This is a genomic window from Umezawaea sp. Da 62-37 (assembly GCF_032460545.1).
Classification (GTDB): Bacteria; Actinomycetota; Actinomycetes; order Mycobacteriales; family Pseudonocardiaceae; genus Umezawaea.
On sequence record NZ_CP135965.1, the window covers coordinates 6,664,742 to 6,683,530 of the forward strand.

General features: G+C 69.8%; 16 protein-coding genes, 2 tRNA genes and 1 other RNA gene. 11 read left to right on the forward strand and 8 right to left on the reverse strand.

The window, feature by feature from the left end; translation table 11 throughout:
* Positions 1 to 3: 3 nt before the first annotated feature.
* The 3 genes from RM788_RS30810 to RM788_RS30820 all read left to right on the forward strand — a co-directional run bounded on the left by RM788_RS30810 (position 4) and on the right by RM788_RS30820 (position 3,502).
* A complete protein-coding gene (locus RM788_RS30810) occupies positions 4 to 2,991 on the forward strand; it encodes a UPF0182 family protein (RefSeq protein ID WP_399345139.1) in 2,988 nt (995 codons plus the stop codon).
* Between the two features lie 103 nt (positions 2,992 to 3,094).
* A tRNA-Met gene (locus tag RM788_RS30815) sits at positions 3,095 to 3,168 on the forward strand.
* 260 nt (positions 3,169 to 3,428) lie between these two features.
* Positions 3,429 to 3,502 (forward strand) — tRNA-Met (locus RM788_RS30820).
* Positions 3,503 to 3,621: 119 nt separating this feature from the next.
* Here RM788_RS30820 and RM788_RS30825 read toward each other — a convergent pair.
* A complete protein-coding gene (locus tag RM788_RS30825; RefSeq protein WP_315921584.1) occupies positions 3,622 to 3,879 on the reverse strand; it encodes a hypothetical protein in 258 nt (85 codons plus the stop codon).
* Between the two features lie 382 nt (positions 3,880 to 4,261).
* Here RM788_RS30825 and RM788_RS30830 point away from each other — a divergent pair, with 382 nt between their 5' ends.
* The 6 genes from RM788_RS30830 to RM788_RS30855 all read left to right on the forward strand — a co-directional run bounded on the left by RM788_RS30830 (position 4,262) and on the right by RM788_RS30855 (position 9,063).
* On the forward strand, positions 4,262 to 4,762 hold the full coding sequence (locus RM788_RS30830) for a PadR family transcriptional regulator (RefSeq protein ID WP_315921586.1): 501 nt from the start codon (positions 4,262 to 4,264) through the stop codon (positions 4,760 to 4,762).
* A gap of 60 nt (positions 4,763 to 4,822) precedes the next feature.
* Positions 4,823 to 5,926, forward strand: coding sequence for a peptide chain release factor 2 (prfB, locus tag RM788_RS30835; protein ID WP_315921588.1), 1,104 nt, complete (start codon positions 4,823 to 4,825; stop codon positions 5,924 to 5,926).
* Between the two features lie 79 nt (positions 5,927 to 6,005).
* Positions 6,006 to 6,695 (forward strand): cell division ATP-binding protein FtsE, encoded by a 690-nt coding sequence (gene ftsE, locus RM788_RS30840; RefSeq protein WP_106196936.1) that lies wholly within the window; start codon positions 6,006 to 6,008, stop codon positions 6,693 to 6,695.
* Positions 6,696 to 6,740: 45 nt separating this feature from the next.
* Positions 6,741 to 7,643, forward strand: a complete 903-nt coding sequence (ftsX, locus tag RM788_RS30845; RefSeq protein ID WP_315921591.1) for a permease-like cell division protein FtsX — start codon at positions 6,741 to 6,743, stop codon at positions 7,641 to 7,643.
* Between the two features lie 29 nt (positions 7,644 to 7,672).
* The gene (gene smpB, locus RM788_RS30850; RefSeq protein ID WP_106196938.1) at positions 7,673 to 8,158 is read left to right on the forward strand and encodes an SsrA-binding protein SmpB; all 486 of its coding nucleotides are present in this window, start codon (positions 7,673 to 7,675) and stop codon (positions 8,156 to 8,158) included.
* Positions 8,155 to 9,063, forward strand: a complete 909-nt coding sequence (locus tag RM788_RS30855; RefSeq protein WP_315934807.1) for an amidohydrolase family protein — start codon at positions 8,155 to 8,157, stop codon at positions 9,061 to 9,063. The genes smpB and RM788_RS30855 overlap by 4 nt, the downstream gene beginning before the upstream one ends.
* On the opposite strand, the gene RM788_RS30860 is transcribed toward RM788_RS30855, so the two are convergent.
* A complete protein-coding gene (locus tag RM788_RS30860) occupies positions 9,045 to 9,689 on the reverse strand; it encodes a response regulator (protein ID WP_315921594.1) in 645 nt (214 codons plus the stop codon). The two genes, RM788_RS30855 and RM788_RS30860, sit on opposite strands and share 19 nt — an antisense overlap.
* Positions 9,677 to 10,927, reverse strand: a complete 1,251-nt coding sequence (locus RM788_RS30865; protein WP_315921596.1) for a sensor histidine kinase — start codon at positions 10,925 to 10,927, stop codon at positions 9,677 to 9,679. The genes RM788_RS30860 and RM788_RS30865 overlap by 13 nt, the downstream gene beginning before the upstream one ends.
* A gap of 173 nt (positions 10,928 to 11,100) precedes the next feature.
* Between RM788_RS30865 and ssrA the strand changes: the two genes are divergently transcribed.
* Positions 11,101 to 11,473: a transfer-messenger RNA gene (gene ssrA / locus RM788_RS30870) on the forward strand.
* 172 nt (positions 11,474 to 11,645) lie between these two features.
* On the opposite strand, the gene RM788_RS30875 is transcribed toward ssrA, so the two are convergent.
* The 4 genes from RM788_RS30875 to RM788_RS30890 all read right to left on the reverse strand — a co-directional run bounded on the left by RM788_RS30875 (position 11,646) and on the right by RM788_RS30890 (position 15,611).
* Entirely contained in the window at positions 11,646 to 12,902 is a 1,257-nt protein-coding gene (locus RM788_RS30875) for a multidrug effflux MFS transporter (protein WP_315921598.1), read from the reverse strand.
* A gap of 95 nt (positions 12,903 to 12,997) precedes the next feature.
* Complete coding sequence (locus RM788_RS30880; protein WP_315921600.1) at positions 12,998 to 14,158, reverse strand: NAD(P)/FAD-dependent oxidoreductase; 1,161 nt, start codon at positions 14,156 to 14,158, stop codon at positions 12,998 to 13,000.
* A complete protein-coding gene (locus tag RM788_RS30885; protein WP_315921602.1) occupies positions 14,158 to 14,352 on the reverse strand; it encodes a ferredoxin in 195 nt (64 codons plus the stop codon). Before RM788_RS30885 ends, RM788_RS30880 begins: the two co-directional genes overlap by 1 nt.
* Positions 14,353 to 14,381: 29 nt before the next feature.
* Positions 14,382 to 15,611 carry a cytochrome P450 gene (locus tag RM788_RS30890; RefSeq protein WP_315921604.1) on the reverse strand — a complete coding sequence of 410 codons (1,230 nt, stop codon included), beginning with the start codon at positions 15,609 to 15,611 and terminating at the stop codon, positions 14,382 to 14,384.
* Between the two features lie 109 nt (positions 15,612 to 15,720).
* Here RM788_RS30890 and RM788_RS30895 point away from each other — a divergent pair, with 109 nt between their 5' ends.
* Positions 15,721 to 16,365: a TetR/AcrR family transcriptional regulator gene (locus RM788_RS30895; RefSeq protein WP_315921606.1), complete on the forward strand. Its 645-nt coding sequence runs from the start codon at positions 15,721 to 15,723 to the stop codon at positions 16,363 to 16,365.
* Positions 16,366 to 16,392: 27 nt separating this feature from the next.
* Here RM788_RS30895 and hrpB read toward each other — a convergent pair whose 3' ends face one another.
* Positions 16,393 to 18,780: an ATP-dependent helicase HrpB gene (gene hrpB / locus RM788_RS30900; RefSeq protein ID WP_315921608.1), complete on the reverse strand. Its 2,388-nt coding sequence runs from the start codon at positions 18,778 to 18,780 to the stop codon at positions 16,393 to 16,395.
* Between the last annotated feature and the right edge of the window lie 9 nt (positions 18,781 to 18,789).

Sequence of the window (18,789 nt, forward strand, 5' to 3'; positions counted from 1 at the left end):
GGACTGCCCAAACTGTCCCGACGAAGCAGGCTGCTGCTCATCATCGGCGGCGTGATCCTGGTCGGGCTCATCACCGGATCCCGCCTGCTCGGCACCTACGTCAACTGGCTGTGGTTCGGCGAGGTCGGCTTCCAGAGCGTCTACAGCACCATGCTGCTGACGCGCTTCGGGCTGTTCCTCGGCGTCGGACTGCTGGTCGGCGGCCTCGTCGCGATCAACCTGATCCTCGCCTACCGGACGCGGCCGGTGTTCGTGCCCGTGACGGGCCCGGACGACCCGGTGGCGCGCTACCGCGCCGTCGTGTCGCGCCGGATGCGCCTGTTCGCGATCGGCATCCCGGTCCTGATCGGCCTCATCGCGGGCACGTCGGCCCAGGCGGACTGGCAGCAGTTCCAGCTGTTCCTGCACTCGGTGCCGTTCGGGGTGACCGACCCGCAGTTCGGTCACGACATCGGCTTCTACGCCTTCCAGCTCCCCTTCTACACGTGGCTGCTGTCGTGGCTGTTCATCGCCACCGCGGTGTCCTTCGTGGCCGCGATCGTCGCGCACTACCTGTTCGGCGGCATCCGCCTGGCCGGTCGCGGCGGCCAGCTCTCGGGCCCGTCGCGCACCCACCTGTCCATCGTGGCCGGTGTGTTCGTGCTGCTCAAGGCGGTCGCGTACTTCTTCGACCGGTACATGCTGCTGTTCTCCGACCGCAACGACAAGTTCAACGGCGCGACCTACACCGACCTCAACGCGGTGCTGCCCGCCAAGCTGATCCTGTTGTGCATCGCGGTGTTCTGCGCGATCGCGTTCTTCGTCGGCGCGGTGCTGCGCAACCTCCAGCTGCCCGCGATCGCGACGGTGCTGCTGATCCTGTCGAGCATCCTCGTCGGCGCCGCGTGGCCCGCGGTGCTGGAGCAGTTCTCGGTGAAGCCGAACGCCATCGAGCGCGAAGCGGAGTCGATCAAGCGCAACATCAACGCGACCAAGCAGGCCTTCGGGTTGACCGACGACAAAGTCGAGACGAAACCCTATGAAGGCAAGCAGAACGTGTCGCTCGAGGAGCTGAAGAAGGACCAGGCGACGCTGGGCAACATCCGGTTGCTCGACCCCGCCGTGGTGGCCAAGACCTTCACCCAGTTCCAGCAGCTGCGGCCGTTCTACGCCTTCCCGGAGAAGCTCGACGTCGACCGGTACAAGGTCCAGGACCAGGAGCTGCAGGACTACATCGTGGCGGTCCGCGAGCTGAACACCGCGGGCATCCCGCAGGGCCAGCGCGACTGGATCAACCAGCACCTCGTCTACACCCACGGCAACGGTTTCGTCGCGGCCGAGGCGAGCAAGGTGAACACCCCCGCGGACAACGGCGGCAACGGCGGCTACCCCGTCTTCCAGGCCAGCGAGGTCGCGCCGGACGGCAAGGTGCAGCCGGGTCCGTTCGGCGTGCAGCAGCCGCGCACGTACTACGGCGAGCTGGGCGCGGTGGGCGACTACGCGATCGTCGGCGGCCGTGACGCCGGGGCTCCGGGCGAGTACGACACCGACGCGTCGTCCTACACCTACACCGGCGCGGGCGGCGTCCGCATCGGCGGCCTCTTCAACAAGTTGATCTTCGCCTCGTACTACGGCGAGCGCAACATCCTGTTCAACCAGTCGATCACCGAAGAGTCGAAGATCATCTTCAACCGGCACCCCAGGGACCGCGTCGAAGAGGTCGCCCCGTGGCTGACGGTCGACGGCGACCCGTACCCGGCCGTCGTGGACGGGAAGATCACCTGGATCGTCGACGGCTACACCACGCTCGCCAACTACCCGTACGCCAAGAAGACCCCCCTCGGCGAGGTCACCAACGACTCGCTCCCCGGCGTCGCGCAGTTGCCGAACGAGGAGATCAGCTACATCCGCAACTCGGTCAAGGCCACTGTGGACGCCTACGACGGCACGGTGACCCTGTACGCGATGGACGAGCAGGACCCGGTCCTCAAGGCCTGGATGGGCGTCTTCCCCGGCACGGTCAAGCCGAACAGCGCCATCTCGGCGTCGCTGCGCGAGCACTTCCGCTACCCGGAGGACCTCTTCAAGGTCCAGCGCGAGACGCTGTCGAAGTACCACGTCTCCGAGCCGCGGGACTTCTTCTCCGGTGTCTCCTTCTGGGGCGTCCCGTCCGACCCCACGGTCGACAACGCGACCACCCTGGAGCAGCAGGCGCAGGTCAACTCGCAGCCGCGTGACCAGCAACCGCCGTTCTACGTGGTGGCGGGCGACCCGACGGCCGGGCAGAACAAGGTGAGCTTCCAGCTGACCAGCTCGCTGGTGAGGCAGAACCGCGAGTTCATGGCCTCCTACGTCACGGCGAGATCCGACCCGGACAACTACGGGAAGATCAGCGTCCTGACCCTCAACAACGAGGCCAAGGGCCCGCAGCAGATCCAGACGCAGTTCCTCACCTCGGCGACGGTCAGCTCCGAGCTGAACCTGCTGACCCAGCAGAAGACGAAGGTCGTCTACGGCAACCTGCTGACCCTCCCGGTCGGCGGCGGGCTGCTCTACGTCGAACCGGTCTACATCGAACGGGCCAGTCAGAACACGTCGTACCCGCAGCTGTCCAAGGTCCTGGTCAGCTTCGGTGACAAGGTCGGGTACGCGCCGACGCTGGCGGAAGCGCTGGAACAGGTGCTGACCGGCGCCTCGACCCAGGTGCCGACCGTGCCGGGTGGCACGACCTCGACGTCGCCGACCACACCGACGTCGCCGACGACCTCCACGCCACCGGGCAGCGGGCAGTCCAGCCCCGAGCTCACGCAGGCCGTGAAGGACATGCAGGGCGCGCTGGCGGCCATCAAGGCCGCCCAGTCGAGCGGTGACTTCGCCGCGCTCGGCAACGCCTACAAGGCGCTCGACGACGCCACGAAGAAGTTCGAGACCGCGAACGCGGCGACCACCGCCCCGTCGACGCCCCCCGCGTCGTCGTCCTCGGTGGCCCCGACGGCGACGCCCTCGGGCTGACACCACCGCTGAGCAGGTGAATCGGGTGGTCCCCAGCACGTGGGGGCCACCCGATTTGCATCTCCCGGCAACCACCCAGTACAGTTCGTCTTAGCAACAACGGCGCGGGGTGGAGCAGCTCGGTAGCTCGCTGGGCTCATAACCCAGAGGTCGCAGGTTCAAATCCTGTCCCCGCTACAAATCCGGGATATCCCCGTGCGACTTCGGTCGCACGGGGATTTTTCGCATTTCACGGGGGCTCTCGCCCCCGAGCCCTCAAGGCAGGGAGGCTTCGCCCCCTGCATCCCCGGCGGGTGGCCGATTGTTGGGGCTCGCTGGTTCAAAGATCCTCTGAGCTGCGGGAATGGTGCTTGAGCGGGGGTGGTAAAAAGCGGGTGCGGGAGCGTGTATAGTTGTTCTCAGCAGGACAGAGGGAAACAAGTAAATGAAGTAAGCGGCGCGGGGTGGAGCAGCTCGGTAGCTCGCTGGGCTCATAACCCAGAGGTCGCAGGTTCAAATCCTGTCCCCGCTACTTGTGGAAGATCCCGGTTCGACTTCGGTCGGGCCGGGATCTTTTGTTTTCGGTCTTGTGTGCGCGAGAGAGGCCCGGTCCCCTATGGGGGCCGGGCCTCTCGCTTGTCTGTCGCGGGTTTAGGTCATGTTCTCGATCCAGTACTCGTTGCACTTGAGGGAGCAGACGCGGCCGCCGCCGCTGACGTTGCGGGTGCGGCGGATCTGCTTGCCGCAGACCATGCACTCGTCCTTGCCCGCCTGATCCGGAATGGTGCCGCTCGCCCACGCACGGGCCCCGCGCACGACCTTGGCGCCCCGTGCGACCTTGCCGTCCATCCACTTGATGCCCATCGCCCGCACCTCCGGCTTGAGCGCGACCCCGACCAGGCCGCGCACCAGGACAATCGTCCCAGTGCCGGGGCCCCGCGCCAGGCCTCGAGCCGGGAACCACCTTGTTGTGCGAACAGGGGATGAGCACATGGCCCACAACGGCTCCGGCGGGTGAGCTTCGAGGGCCTCCTGCTGCCGTTCGAGTGAGTCGGGTCGGCTCCCGGCGGACTTCCCCGAACGGCATTCCGTTGCCGTGAACGGATTTTCCACGTGAGCTGGACGAGACGGGTCAAGGGGCCGAAAGCGTGGTGTCGATCGGGGCGTCGTCACCGTGCGGAGCTTTCCGTTGCTCCGCATGGCCCAATTCCACTAGCCCGTGATCAGCCACAGTGGACAGAACGGTTGACCATTGTGGACAGCGCCCCGATGTCGTGGCACCGTTGCTCTCATGTCGGACCTCAACGCGACCGCCGCTGCCCTGCTCGGGCTGCTGCACGACGGACCCAAGACCGGTGGCCAGCTCGTGGCTGAGGCCGGAGAGCGCTTCGGCGCGTTTTTCAGCGTCACCCGCAGCCAGGTCTACCGCGAGCTGCCCGCGCTCGCCGACGCGGGCCTGCTCCGCCTCGGCAAGCAGGGGCCGCGCTCGAGTCAGCAGTACGTGCTGACCGCGGCGGGCAAGAAGGCGTTCAAGAACTGGCTCCTCTCCGAGCCGGGCCCCGACCACCTGCGCAGCCCGCTGATCCTGCGTCTCGTCCACGCGGGGTCGTTGACGGCCAAGCAGCGCTCCGGACTCGTGGACACCGCCCGCGGTGTGTACGGGGCCGAGCAGGAGAGCGCCAAAACGGCTGTGAAGACCGCTGAGGACCCCTATGCGAAGGCGGTGGCCGAGTTCGGCCTCGCGCACGCCAAGGCCGTCCTCAAGCTCCTGGACGCCATCCCGACCGCCTGAACCCCCGGTTACCCGGCCACCGGTCGCTCCCCGCGGCCGGTGCCGGCGTAATCTTTCGACGTGAACCCGGACGTCGAAGCAGACATCAAGGACCTCTCCGCGACCCTCGGCAGCATCGAGGCGGTGATGGACCTCGACACGTTGCGCGCCCAGGTCGCCGATCTGGAAGAGCAGGCCGCCCTCCCCGACCTCTGGAACGACCAGGAGAAGGCGCAGAAGCTCACCAGCGAGCTGTCCCACAAGCAGGGCGAGCTCCGGCGCATCACGAACCTGCGCAGCCGCCTCGAAGACGTCGGCATCATGTACGAACTCGCCGAGGCCGAGGACGACGCGGACAGCACCGCGGACGCCGACAACGACCGGGCGAAGCTGCGCGAGGAAATCGCTTCCCTGGAAGTCCGCACGCTGCTCTCCGGCGAGTACGACGAGCGCAACGCGCTCATCACCGTGCGCGCCGAAGCGGGCGGCATCGACGCGGCTGACTTCGCGGAGATGCTGCTCCGCATGTACTCCCGCTGGGCCGAACGCCACGGCTACGGCGTCGACGTGTTCGACACGTCCTACGCCGAAGAGGCCGGCATCAAGTCCGCCACCTTCCGCATCACCGCCCCGTACGCCTACGGCACGCTGTCGGTCGAGCAGGGCACGCACCGGCTGGTGCGCATCTCCCCGTTCGACAACCAGGGCCGCCGCCAGACGTCGTTCGCGGGCGTCGAGGTCGTGCCGGTCGTCGAGCAGACCGACCACGTCGAGATCGACGAGAAGGAACTGCGCGTCGACGTGTACCGGTCGTCCGGTCCCGGCGGCCAGGGCGTCAACACGACGGACTCCGCGGTGCGGCTGACCCACATCCCGACCGGGATCGTGGTGTCGTGCCAGAACGAGCGCTCGCAGCTGCAGAACAAGGCGACCGCGATGGCCGTCCTCCAGGCGAAGCTGCTGGAGCGGCAGCGCCAGGAGGACAAGGACAAGATGGACGCGCTCAAGGACAGCGGGTCCAGCTGGGGCAACCAGATGCGCTCCTACGTCCTGCACCCGTACCAGATGGTCAAGGACCTCCGGACCGAGCACGAGGTCGGCAACCCCGGCGCCGTGCTCGACGGCGAGATCGACGACTTCCTCGAGGCGGGCATCCGGTGGCGCAAGCAGCAGCAGTCGTCGTGATCGGTGACGAGTCGTCACGCTCCGCACTTCACCGGGCGAGACGAAGGCTTTACCCTGGCCACGGGTAGACTCCGCCCTCGTGATTCGCCTAGAACACGTTTCCAAGGTCTACAAGACCTCCACGCGTCCCGCACTCGACGACGTCTCGGTCGAGATGGACAAGGGTGAGTTCGTGTTCCTCATCGGACCCTCGGGGTCCGGCAAATCCACGTTCTTGCGCTTGCTGCTCCGCGAAGAGGTGCCCAGCAAGGGGCGCGTCTACGTGTCCAACTTCGACGTCGCCAAGATGTCCCGGCGCAGGGTCCCCCGCCTGCGCCAGTCCATCGGCTGCGTGTTCCAGGACTTCCGACTCCTCAGCAACAAGACCGTGGCGGAGAACGTCGCGTTCGCGCTCGAGGTCATCGGCAAGCCCAAGAACACCATCGTCAAGGTGGTCCCCGAGGTGCTCCAGTTGGTCGGCCTCGAAGGCAAGGCGGACCGGCTGCCGCACGAGTTGTCCGGTGGTGAGCAGCAGCGCGTCGCGATCGCCCGCGCGTTCGTGAACCGCCCGCTGGTGCTCATCGCCGACGAGCCCACCGGAAACCTGGACCCCGACACGAGCCAGGACATCATGCTGCTGCTGGAGCGGATCAACCGCACCGGCACGACCGTCGTGATGGCCACGCACGACCACGGCATCGTCGACTCCATGCGCCGCCGGGTCGTCGAACTCGACAACGGCAGGGTCGTCCGCGACGACGCGCGAGGCGTCTACGGCGTCGGCCGATAGGACCTCCCGCACACCTTTCCCCGACCCCAAGGAACGCCACCCCCGATGCGCACCAGCTTCGTGTTCAGCGAGGTCGTCACCGGCCTGCGCCGGAACGTCACGATGACCATCGCGATGATCCTCACGACCGCTATCTCGCTCGGCCTGCTCGGTGGTGGTTTGCTCGTCGTCCGCATGGTCGACAAGATGCAGGCCAACTACCAGGGCAAGCTCGAAGTAGCGGTCCTGCTCACCAACGACGTGAGCGCCAACGACCAGGACTGCTCCAGTGAGCCCTGCGCGGGTCTGCGCAGCTCGTTGGAGAAGACGTCCGGTGTCGAGTCGGTCGTCTTCGAGAACCGCGACAAGGGCTTCGAGCGCTTCAAGAAGATCTTCGAGGCCCAGCCGGAGCTCGTGAAGCTCGCCCGCCCCGAGGCCATCCCGGCCACGTTCCGGGTCAAGCTGGAGGACCCGGAGCGCGCGGACGTGATCGTGCGCGAGTTCTCGGGCAAGGCGGGTGTGAAGAGCGTCGACGACCAGGGCAAGTTCCTGGACCGGCTGTTCAACGTGCTCAACGGCGTCCGCGACGGCGCGCTGTTCCTGGCGCTGCTCCAGGCGCTGGCCGCCCTCCTGCTGATCTCCAACACGATCCAGGTCTCCGCGTACACGCGGCGGACAGAGGTCGGCATCATGCGCCTGGTGGGCGCGACGCGGTGGTACACGCAGCTCCCGTTCCTCATCGAGGCGGTGGTCGCGGGCATCATCGGCGCGATCGTCTCGGTGGTCGGCCTGATCCTGTTCAAGGCCTTCATCCTGGACCGGGTGCTGGGCGACCTGTTCTCCTCCGGCATCCTGCCGACGCTGAGCCAGCTCGACGTGCTGCTGATCGCGCCGATCCTGTTCGGCGTCTCGGTGCTGATCTCGGCGTTGACCGGCTACGTCACCCTGCGCCTCTACGTCCGGCTTTAACCGCTGGCCCGGTCACGTAAAGTCGCATCATGGTCAAGGAACGCGGCAGGAAGGTGATCGCGTCGAACCGCAAGGCTCGACACGACTACACCATCCTCGACGTCTTCGAAGCAGGTGTCGTGCTCGTCGGCACCGAGGTGAAGAGCCTCCGGCTGGGGCGGGCGTCCCTTGTGGACGCCTTCGCCCAGGTCGACGACGGCGAGATCTGGTTGCACGCGCTGCACATCCCCGAGTACGTGGCGGGGACGTGGACCAACCACGAGGTGCGGCGGCGGCGGAAGCTGCTGCTGCACAAGAGCGAGATCGAACGGCTGATCGGCAAGACCAAGGAGAGCGGTCTGAGCCTGATCCCGCTGTCGATGTACTTCAGCGACGGCTACGTGAAGCTGGAGCTGGCGCTGGCGAAGGGCAAGAAGTCCTACGACAAGCGCCAGGACATCGCCAAGCGCGACGCCGACCGCGACATCCAGAAGGCGTACGGCCGTGCGCTGAAGGGCCGCGGGGGCCGGTACTGAACGGCCCCGAGAACGACGGAGAAGTCCCGGGCTGGGTCACCGGCCTGGGACTTCCCGGTCTCGTGGACGTCCACGTCCACTTCATGCCCGAGCGCGTGCTCGCGAAGGTGTGGGCGTTCTTCGACGGCGCGGGCGACCACTACGGCACGCCGTGGCCGATCCACTACCGGCTCACCGAGCCGGAGCGCCTCGACCGCCTGCGGGCGCTGGGCGTGATCGCGTTCGCCCCGCTGGTGTACCCGCACAAGCCGGACATGGCGGAGTGGCTCACCGAGTGGGCGGTCGACTTCGGGCAGCGCACACCGGGAGCCGTGCCGACCGCGACGCTGTACCCCGAACCGGGTGTGGAGACCTACCTCGCGAAGGCGCTCGACGCGGGCGCCCGGTGCGTGAAGGCGCACGTCCAGGTCGGCGCGTACGACCCGGCGGACCCGTTGCTGGACGGCGCGTGGGGGCTGCTCGCCGAAGCCGGTGTGCCCGCCGTGGTGCACTGCGGGCACGGGCCGATGCCCGGCGCGCACACGGGGCTCGACCGGTACGAGGCCGTGCTCCGCAGGCACCCCCGGCTGACCGCGGTCATCGCGCACGCCGGGATGCCCGACTACGGCGCGGCGCTCGACCTGGTCGCCCGGTACCCGCGCGTGCACCTGGACACCACGATGGTGGGAGTGCCGTTCACCGAGCGCACGCAGCCGCTCCCGGCGGACTGGGCGGCGCGGATCGCCGACGTGCCGGACCGGATCGTGCTCGGCACGGACTTCCCCAACATCCCGTACGGCTACGCCGAGCAGCTGCGGGCCATCGCGGGCTGGGCCGGGTCCGACGACCGGCTCGGCACCGGGTTCCTGCGCGCCGTGCTGCACGACAACCCGGCGCGGCTCCTCGGTCAGCCGATGTCGAGGTAGGCGAGCACCGCGCGAACCCTTCGGTGCTCCGAAGTGCTGGGCTCCAGTCCGAGCTTCGCGAAGATGTTGCCCACGTGCTTCTCGACCGCGCCGTCGGACACCACCAGCGAGGCGGCGATGGCCGCGTTCGACAGGCCCTCCGCCATCAGGCCGAGCACCTCGCGTTCGCGCGCGGTCAGCGAGTCGACCGGGTTGCGCCTGCTGCGGGCCATCAGCTGGGTGATGACCTCGTGGTCGATGCTCGTGCCGCCGTCGGCGACCCGGCGGACCGCCGCGACGAACTCGGCGACGTCGGCCACCCGCTCCTTGAGCAGGTAGCCGACGCCGCTCGCGCCCCCGGCCAGCAGTTCGACCGCGTAGCGCTCCTCCACGTACTGCGACAACACCAGGACCGGCAGGTTCGGGATGCGCTTGCGGGCCTCGATCGCCGCGCGCAGACCCTCGTCGGTGAACGTCGGGGGCATCCGCACGTCCACCAGCGCCAGGTCGGGGCGGTGCTCGTCGATGGCCGCGAGCAGCGCCACCCCGTCCTCCACCGCCGCCACCGTCTCGATGCCCTCGTCGGCCAGCAGGCGCTGGACCCCCACCCGCAGGAGGACGGAATCCTCCGCGATCACCACGCGCACGGCAGCTCCGTCCGGATCACTGTCGGCCCACCGACGGGGCTGACCACCACGACCACACCGTCAATGGTCGCAGCCCGGTCCGCGAGGCCCGCGAGGCCTCCACCCTTGCGCACCTCGGCGCCGCCCTTGCCGTCGTCGGTGACCTCCACGACCACCGAGCGGTCGGTCCGGAACACCTTCACCCCGACGCGGGTCGCCTCCGCGTGCTTGGCGATGTTCGTCAGCGTCTCGGCGACGGTGAAGTAGGCGGCGCTCTCCACGGCGGTCGGCGGCCGCGGCTCCACGTCGACGCTCAGGTCGACCGGGATCGGGCACTTCGAGATCAGCGACGACAGCGCCGGGTCGAGCCCGCGGTCGCCCAGCACCGACGGGTAGATGCCGCGGGCCAGGTCGCGCAGCTCGGAGATGGCCAGCTTCGCGTCGACGTGCGCCTCGGCGATCAGCTCGCGGGCCGCGTCCGGGTCGGAGTCCATCTTCGTCTTCGCCCTGCCCAGCGTCATCGCCACCGCGACCAGCCGTTGCTGCGCGCCGTCGTGCAGGTCGCGCTCGATCCGCCTGCGCTCGGCCTCCGCCGAGTCGACGCCGCGGGCCCGGCTCGCGTGCAGCCGCTTCGCCTCGGCGGACAGCAGGGCCGTGCGCGACGGACCGAGGACGTTGCGGGCCAGCGAACCGTGCAGCCTGCCGAGGCCGCGGACCAGCGGCACCGTGAGCAGGCCGAGCAGCAGGCCGACCACCGTCACCGGGATGGCGCGGGCGAACGAGTCGACGGCCCACTCACCGCCGCCGGGCAGCTCGACGACGACGTAGGCCATCAGCCGGTCGTAGACCAGCGGGTACGCGATCAGCGACAGCGCCACCGGCCAGAAAGTGACGACCAGGACGAACTCGACGATGCTGAGCGGGAACATCAGCATCCAGTAGCCCAGGTCCCGCCACGCCGCCGGATCGGTGATCACGGCCTTCGTCCGCGCCAGCACCCCGCCCTCGGGCAGCGGCCGGTACGGGGAGGCCACGTAGGTGCCCAGCATCGTGTGCACCCACATCCGCTCCAGCGCCGACGCGCCGCGCGCGATCAGCAGCGTCACCGCCAGCAGCGGGATGCCCAGCCAGACGACCGCGAGTCCGATGCTGGTCGCGAACATCGACACGAGCACCACGAACCACAGGGTGCTGATGAAGAAGTTGACCAGCAGGAAGACGCTGGTCCTGGCGATCTTGGGAAGTGGTCGCGTCGTCATGTCCCCGCCTAGTCCGCTCGGTGTGCCAGACCAGCATCACCGGATCGTGGCAGGAGAACCATCGGGTAGGCCAGCGTGCCCGTGGTGGGGCCAGCCCTACCTGAAGTCTATTGGGATGAACCTGGAGGGCTGGGGCGTTATGCTGTACGAGGCAAGACCCAGCAACACCCGACGGGGGTGAACGGTTTCGACTTTGTTCGTTGATTCAGGGGAAGCGTGCCGGTGCAGGCGAGAGACCACCGCAAGCGTCATCGCAAACCTATAAGCGCCAAGTCTAACGACCAGCGCGCGTTCGCCCTCGCTGCCTAAGCCAGGGAAAACGCTGTCGGCCCGGAAGCGCCTCCGTTCCGGATCCCGGCATCAGCCAGGAGGCTCACCTCCAGTTCCGGGCACGGGAACTGGTTGGGAATCCCACAGTGTCTGGGCCTGTCAGACCGAACTTGTCGATGTGATCGGTCGGGCCGAGTAGAGACGTAGTCGACTGCGCACGGAGAAGCCCTGATGAGCCGGCAGAGGACCCGGGTTCGATTCCCGGCACCTCCATTCGATGGACGGCGAGTGCTCGCGCAGAGCGCTCGCCGTTTCTCGTTCCCGGGTGTTTTCCGGGGCTCCCGCCCCGGACCCCGAGGCAGGGTGGGCTTCGCCCCCCTGCACCCCCGTGCTGTGTGCCGGTTTGGTGTGGGTCGCCATTTGTCATCGGTTGGTTGGTGCCTTGCGCTCAGTGGGGGGCTACCCCTGTGGCGGCTTCGGGGATGGTGTTGGGGGTGGGGTCGTTGGTGATGCCCCTGTCGCCCCTGGTCAGGATGGTGAAGGCCAGTAGGGCGGCGATGGTCAGGCTGAACATGACGGTGGCCATGGGGATGACGCTGCCGGTGCCCGCGGCACCCACCAGGGGTGCGACCAGGCCGCCTGCGAGGAACTGGAGGACGCCGAGGAGGGCTGAGGCGCTGCCGGCGGATTCAGGGTGGCGGTTCATGGCCAGTGTCGCGGCGTTGGGGAGCAGGACGCCGACGCTGGTGGTGAGCAGGAACAGCGGTGGCAGGAACGCCAGGAGGTTGCCGCCCGCGAGGCCTGCCGTGAGGAGGCCGAGGCCGCCCGCGGTGGCCATGGCGAGACCGGCGGTCAGCAGGGTCCTGGGCATGATCCGGCCGGTCAGCCACGTGTTGAGGGAGCCCGCCAGCAGGATGCCGGCGGAGTTGACGCCGAAGACCAGGCTGAACTGCTGGGGCGTGAGGCCGAAGACGTTCTGGAGGACGAACGAGGCGCCGGAGACGTAGGCGAAGAGCGACCCCAGGGCGAAGGACGCCGCCAGGGCGTAGCCGACGAAGTAGCGGTCGGAGAGCAGGCGGCCGAAGGTCCTGAGGGTGCCCTTCAGGTTGGCGGGAACCCGTTTCTCGGCTGGGTGGGTCTCCGGCAGCGCCATGGCGAGGACGATCAGCAGGACGGTGCCGATCACGGCCAGCACCAGGAACGTGCCGCGCCAGGACGTGAGGCGGAGGACCTGGCCGCCCAGCACCGGGGCGATGACCGGGCCCAGGCCGTTGACCAGCATCAACATGCTCATGAACTTGGCCATGGCCATGCCGGAGAACATGTCCCGCGCCACCGCCGTGGCGACGACGAAACCCGCGGCCACGCCGAACGCCTGGGCGAAGCGGATGCTCGCCAGCGCGAGCGCGGTGGGGGCGATGGCCGCCATCAGGGAGAAGACCACGTAGGCGGTCAGGCCGATGAGCAGCGGCTTGCGCCTGCCCACCGCGTCGGAGATCGGGCCCACCACCAGCTGGCCGAGGGCGAGGCCGATGATGAACGTGGTGAGCGACAGCTGGATCTGCGGCGCTGTCGTGCCGAGTTCCCGCGCCATCGCGGGGAACGCGGGGAGGTACATGTCGATCGAGAGCGGGCCCAGGGTGCAGAGGGCGCCCAGCAGGCCGACGAGCTTGAGCCTGCTCGGTCCTAGGGTGGCCGTGGTCATCGTGGAGTGGCTCTCCTGTTCGTGAACCGGGGTTTTCGCGTCGGGAGAGACCCGTGCGGTGCCGCTCCTCCGGGCAACGCCACCGCACGGGGTGTTTAGTCCTCCAGCAGCAGTGCTCGTGCGGCCCGCAGCTCACGGGGCATGTTCCAGCCGAGCACGCCGACCAGCGCGCCCTCGTGGTGGTAGTGCGCGACGAGCTTGCGGTTCGCCGGTTCGCCCAGCGCCACGGTCATCTTCGCCTCGGGCGGGAAGACGCCGTAGGCCTGGATCCGCGCGTCGAACTGGTCGGTCCAGAAGTACGGGACCGGCGTGAACGGCTGGGGCTCGCCGAGCAGGTTCCTGGCCGCGGCCATGGCCTGCTCGGTGGCGTTCATCCGGTGCTCGATCCGCATCAGGGCCCCGAACCTGCGGTTGTACCAGCGGGCCACGTCGCCCGCCGCGTAGACGCCGGGCGCGGTCTGGCACGTGGCGTCGCACAGCACGCCGTCGTCCAGCGGGATCCCGCTGGTGGTCAGCCAGTCGGTCGCGGGGACCGATCCGATGGCCACCAGCACCAGGTCCGCCGCGAGCACCGAGCCGTCGGCCAGTTCCACGCCGGTGACCCCGGTGTCGCCCAGCAGCCGGGAGACGCCTACCCCGGTGCGGACGTCGACGCCGCGGTCGCGGTGCAGGTCGCCGATCCAGCCGCCCAGCTCGTCGCCGAACTGCCGGGACATCGGGACCGGCGCCATGTCCACGAGCGCGACGTCCTTGCCGAGCGTGCGCGCCGCGGCGGCGGCCTCGGAACCGAGGAAACCCGCGCCCACGACCACCACCGACGACGCCCGCGCCAGCCCCGCCCGCAGCGCGAGCGTGTCGTCGAGGGTGCGCAGGACGTGCACGCCCGCCAGCTCGTGCCCCGCCCTCAGCCTGCCGGGGCGCACACCGGTCGCGATGACCAGCCGGTCGTACGGCACGCGGTCGCCGGTGGACAGCGCCACCGTGCGCGACACCAGGTCGACGCCGGTCGCGGCCACGCCGAGGCGCAGCCCGATCTCCAGCCGCTGGTAGGTGGCGTCGTCGCGGAACGACGTCCGCTCCGGCTCCCACGTGCCGAGCAGCACCTGCTTGGACAGCGGAGGCCGGTCGTAGGGCAGGTGCAGTTCGTCGCCGATCAGCGTCACGAGTCCGTCGAAACCCTCGCGGCGCAGCGTCTCGGCCGTCGTGAGCCCCGCCGCCGAGGCGCCCACGACGACGATCCGCTTGATGTCGGACATCACTCCGCCAGGTGGATCACGAGTGCGGGGCACAGCAGGGCCGCCTCGCGCGTCGCCTCGTGGAGGTGTTCGCCGGGCTCCTCGTCGAGCAGCACCACGACCCCGTCCTCGTCCCGCTGGTCGAAGACGTCCGGTGCGGCGAGGACGCATTGGCCCGCGCCCACGCAGCCGTCCTCGTCGATGCTCACGCGCATGGGGTTGTTCTCCTTGTGGTGGTGGCGGATCAGTTCTGCGCGTCCCAGGCGACGGGGAGCGAGCGCACCCCGTAGACGAGGGTGTCGTCCTTGAACTTGAGGTCCTCGAACGGCGTCGCGAGGCGCAGCGTGGGGATGCGGGTGAACAGGGTGCCGAACACCTGCTGGAGTTCGACGCGGGCCAGCTGCTGGCCGAGGCACTGGTGGGCGCCGTAGCCGAAGGCCAGGTGCGCGGACGCCTTGCGCTTCACGTCGAGCGCGTCGGCGTCGGGGAACACCGACGTGTCGCGGTTGCCCGAGGCCAGCGAGGTGATCAGGAACTCGCCCGCGCGCAGGGTCTCGTCGCCGAGCGGGATGTCCTCGGTGATCGCGCGGAACAGGCCGAACTGCACGACCGACAGGTAGCGCAGCATCTCCTCGACCGCCGACGGCACCAGCTCGGGGTTCGCGCGCAGCTCGTCGAGCTGGTCGGGGTTGCGCAGCAGGGTCGCGGTGCTGAGCGCGATCATGTTCGCGGTCGTCTCGTGCCCGGCGACCAGCAGCGACAGCGCGAGCACGACCAGCTCTTCGACGCTCAGCGGCTGCCCGGACTCGTTGGCGCGGGCGATGAGCCGCGAGATCAGGTCGTCGGCGGGCGCCTGCATCTTCGACACGACCAGCTGCCCGACGAACTGCTGGATCTCCCCGATCGCCCTCTGCGAGAGCTCGGGGTCGACGTCGACGGAGGTCAGGATCGCGCTCTGCCGCTGGAACTGGTCGCGCTGCTCGTAGGGGACGCCGAGCAGTTCGCAGATCACCAGCGACGGGATCGGCAGGGCGAAGTCCCGGACCAGGTCGGCCGAGTCGCCGCCCGCCAGCATCGCGTCGATGTGGTCGTCGATCAGCTTCTGGATGTAGGGCCGCAGCGCCTGGATGCGCTTGACGGTGAACTCCGCGGTCAGCAGCCTGCGCAGCCGCGAGTGCACCTCGCCGTCGGTCTGGATGATCGATCCGGGGTTGATCGGCTGGCTGAAGTCGGCGTTGCTGTCGGCGTGCGCCATCACCGGCACGGCGGAGCTGAGACCGGAGCTGGACAGCACCGTCCGCACGTCGTCGTACCGGGTCACCAGCCACGCGTCCATGCCCGCCGGGCACTCGACCCGCGCGATCGGGTCCTTCTCGCGGAGTTCGGTGAAGCCGGCGGCCGGGTCGAAGGGACACCCCTCCGCGCGTGCGGTCGGCAGCGGTCCGGTGGTCGGCTTGCTCGGAGCCTCGGTCATGGGTACCCCTCGTGGTGGGAAAAATGTGGCAGTCACTGCCACGATCATTACACTGCCAGTGATGGAGACGTGACGGCAAGTGGCCCTCGTCGTCCCCGGATAGCGCCAGGTGGCGGTGTTAGCCTCGCTGCCCGCGCCCGATCCCGAGGAGGTGACGATGGGGCTCCGCGAGCTGAAGATGGCCAGGACCAGACGTCTGATCTCGGACAAGGCGTTCGAGCTCTTCGCCCGCGACGGCTACCACCGCACCACCATCGAGCAGATCGCGGCGGCCGCCGGAGTGGGGCCGCGCACGCTCTACCGCTACTTCCCGACGAAGGAGACGCTGGTCATCGAGTTCGTCCAGACCAGCCTCTTCGACGCGCTCGCGGAACTGCGCGCCCACTCCACCGCCGCGCCGCTGCCGGTCGCGCTCAACACGGTCATCGCCAACGTTCTGCGAGTCATGGCGACCGATCCTGGCCGGGTGCTGGCGGTGTACCGGCTGGCCGGGTCGAACGCGTCGGTGCGCGCGCAGTTGGCGGACGTGCTCTGGCAGTGGCGGGAGGAGTTGGCCGAGGAGGTGGAGGGCCTCCTCGAGACGCCGAACTGCCGGATGACGGCGGGGCTCACCGCGGCGTTCGCGATCAACATCATCGAGACCGTCGTGCTGGCCTGGGTGCGGAGTCGGGGCGAGGCGGACATGCACGTGCTCGCCGACCACGCCATGGGCCTGCTGCGCGACGGCAAGATCCCGGTGCCGACGGCGGGATAGCCCGGTCGGACCCGTCCGACCATCTCCTCACCGACGGGCGGGCGCGGCGGTCATCGGGTCGTCCGGCCAGCGGTGCTTGGGGTACCGGCCGCGCAGTTCCGAACGCACCCGCGGGTAGCCGGTCCGCCAGAACGACGCCAGGTCGCCGGTCACGGCGGTGGCGCGGCCGGCGGGGGAGAGCAGGTGCAGCACGACGGGCACGCGGCCGTCGGCGATGCGGGGTGTGCCGGTCCACCCGAACACCTCCTGCACCTTCACCAGCAGCGCCGGGTTCGCCCCGCTGTAGTCGATCCGGATCCGCGACCCCGACGGCACCTCCAGCCGGTCCGGCGCCAGCTCGTCCAACCGCCCGGCCGCGGGCCAGGGGAGCAGTTGCCGCAGCGCCTTCTCGGCGTCGATCTTCGCCAGGTCCGCCCGCCTGCGTGCGCCGCCGAGCCACCCGTCCGCGCCCGCGAGCAGCATCCCGTCGGTCACGTCCGGCCACGGGTCGCCCATGACGCGGTGCAGGAACTCCAGCCGCTCCCGCAGCCGGGTGGCGTCGGCGTGCCACCGCAGCAGCCCCAGCCCCTCGGAGCGCAGCCCGGCGACCAGCGCGTCGCGCACGGCGGCCGCGGAGGGATCCCGCAAGGGCTTGCTGGACAACACGATCGCCCCGAGCCGCCGGACCCGGTTGGCCACCACGTCGCGGTCCCACCGCACCTCGTCCACAGTGGACAGCAGGGCCGGAGCCGCTTGCACGGCAAGGGCTTCGTCCACCCTGGCGGCCAGCCGGATCCGGCCGTGGCTGCGCCCCGGCTCGCGGTCGGCGACGGCGACGGCCAGCCACTCGGCGTCACCCAGACCGCTGCCGAACGGCAGTTCCACGGCCGTCCCGCCCGCCATCAGGTACACCCCGGTACCGCCGGAACGCCGTCGCGCCAACCGTTCCGGGTGCGCCAGCGCGACCACCAGCGCCGGGTCGTCGTGCCCGCGCCCGGTCACCAACTCGGCCAGCCGCTTGGCCTCGCGCGACCACCGCCGTGAGCGGTCGGTGTGCCCGGACCTCAGGTCCCGCAACGCGGTCGACAGCTCGGCGCTGTCGGTCAACGCGTCGTCGTCCAGCAGCGCCACGACCTCCGCGGCGGTCCGCGCCCCCACCTCGGCCGCCCCGTCCAGCAGTGCCCGCGCCAACCGCGGGTGCAGTCCCAGGCCGGACATCCGCCTGCCGCGGTCGGTCGCGCGGCCGTCGGGGTCCAACGCCCCCAACGCCCGCAGCACCGTGCGGCCGACCTCCAGCGCACCGGCGGGCGGCGGGTCCCACCAGTTCAGCGCGCTGCCGTCCGGCGTGCCCCAGCAGGCCAGTTCCAGCGCCAGCCGCGTCAGGTCCGCGGTCTTGATCTCCGGCTCCGGGTACCGCGGCAGCGTGCTGTGCTCGTGCTCCGGCCAGCACCGGTACACCCGGCCGGGCGCTTCACGTCCGGCGCGCCCGGCGCGCTGGTCGGCCACCGCCATCGACACGCGCACGGTCGCCAGCCCCGACAGCCCCCGCCGGTGGTCGACCCTGGGAACCCGCGCCAGCCCCGAATCCACCACCGCGCGCACGCCCGGCACGGTGAGGCTCGACTCGGCGATCGCCGTCGACAGCACGATCCGCCGCCGCGCGCCGGGCCGCAGCGCCGCGTCCTGCGTGCCCGCGGACAGCCGTCCGTGCAACGTCAGCACGTCCACGTCCGGCATCGTCAGCAGCGCAGCCGTACGCCGGATCTCCGCCGCGCCGGGGAGGAACACGAGCACGTCACCGTCCCCTTCGGACAGTGCGCGCCGGGTCGCGCGCGCCACGCAGCCCTCGATCCGCTCCTTGCGCGCCGGTGCGACGTACTCCGTCGTGGTCGGGAACGTCCTGGCCTCGGCGCGCAGCACGGGCGCGTCGCCGAGCAGCTCGGCCAGCCGGTCCGCGGCCACCGTCGCGGACGTGGCCAGCAGCCGCAGGTCCGGCCGCAGCCCGGCGCGCGCGTCCAGCAGCAGCGCGAGCAGCAGGTCGGCGTCCAGGTGCCGCTCGTGGCACTCGTCGAGCAGCACGGTCCCCACCCCCGCCAGCTCGGGATCGGACTGGAGCCTGCGCACCAGCAGTCCCGAGGTCACCACCTCGATCCTGGTTGCCCGCGACACCTTCCGGTCGCCGCGCACCGAGTACCCGACGGTCTGCCCGACCGGTTCGCCCAGCAGCGACGCCATCCGCGCGGCGGCCGCGCGGGCCGCGATCCGCCGCGGCTCGGCCACGACCACCCGGCCGGGATGCCCCTCGGCCAGCGCCAACGGCACCAGCGTGGTCTTGCCGGTGCCCGGTGGGGCCACCAGCACCGCGCAGCCGTGCGCGGCGAGCGCGCCGACGACGTCGTCGAGCACGGCACGGACTGGGAGGTTCGGCAGTTCCACGGTGAGCCA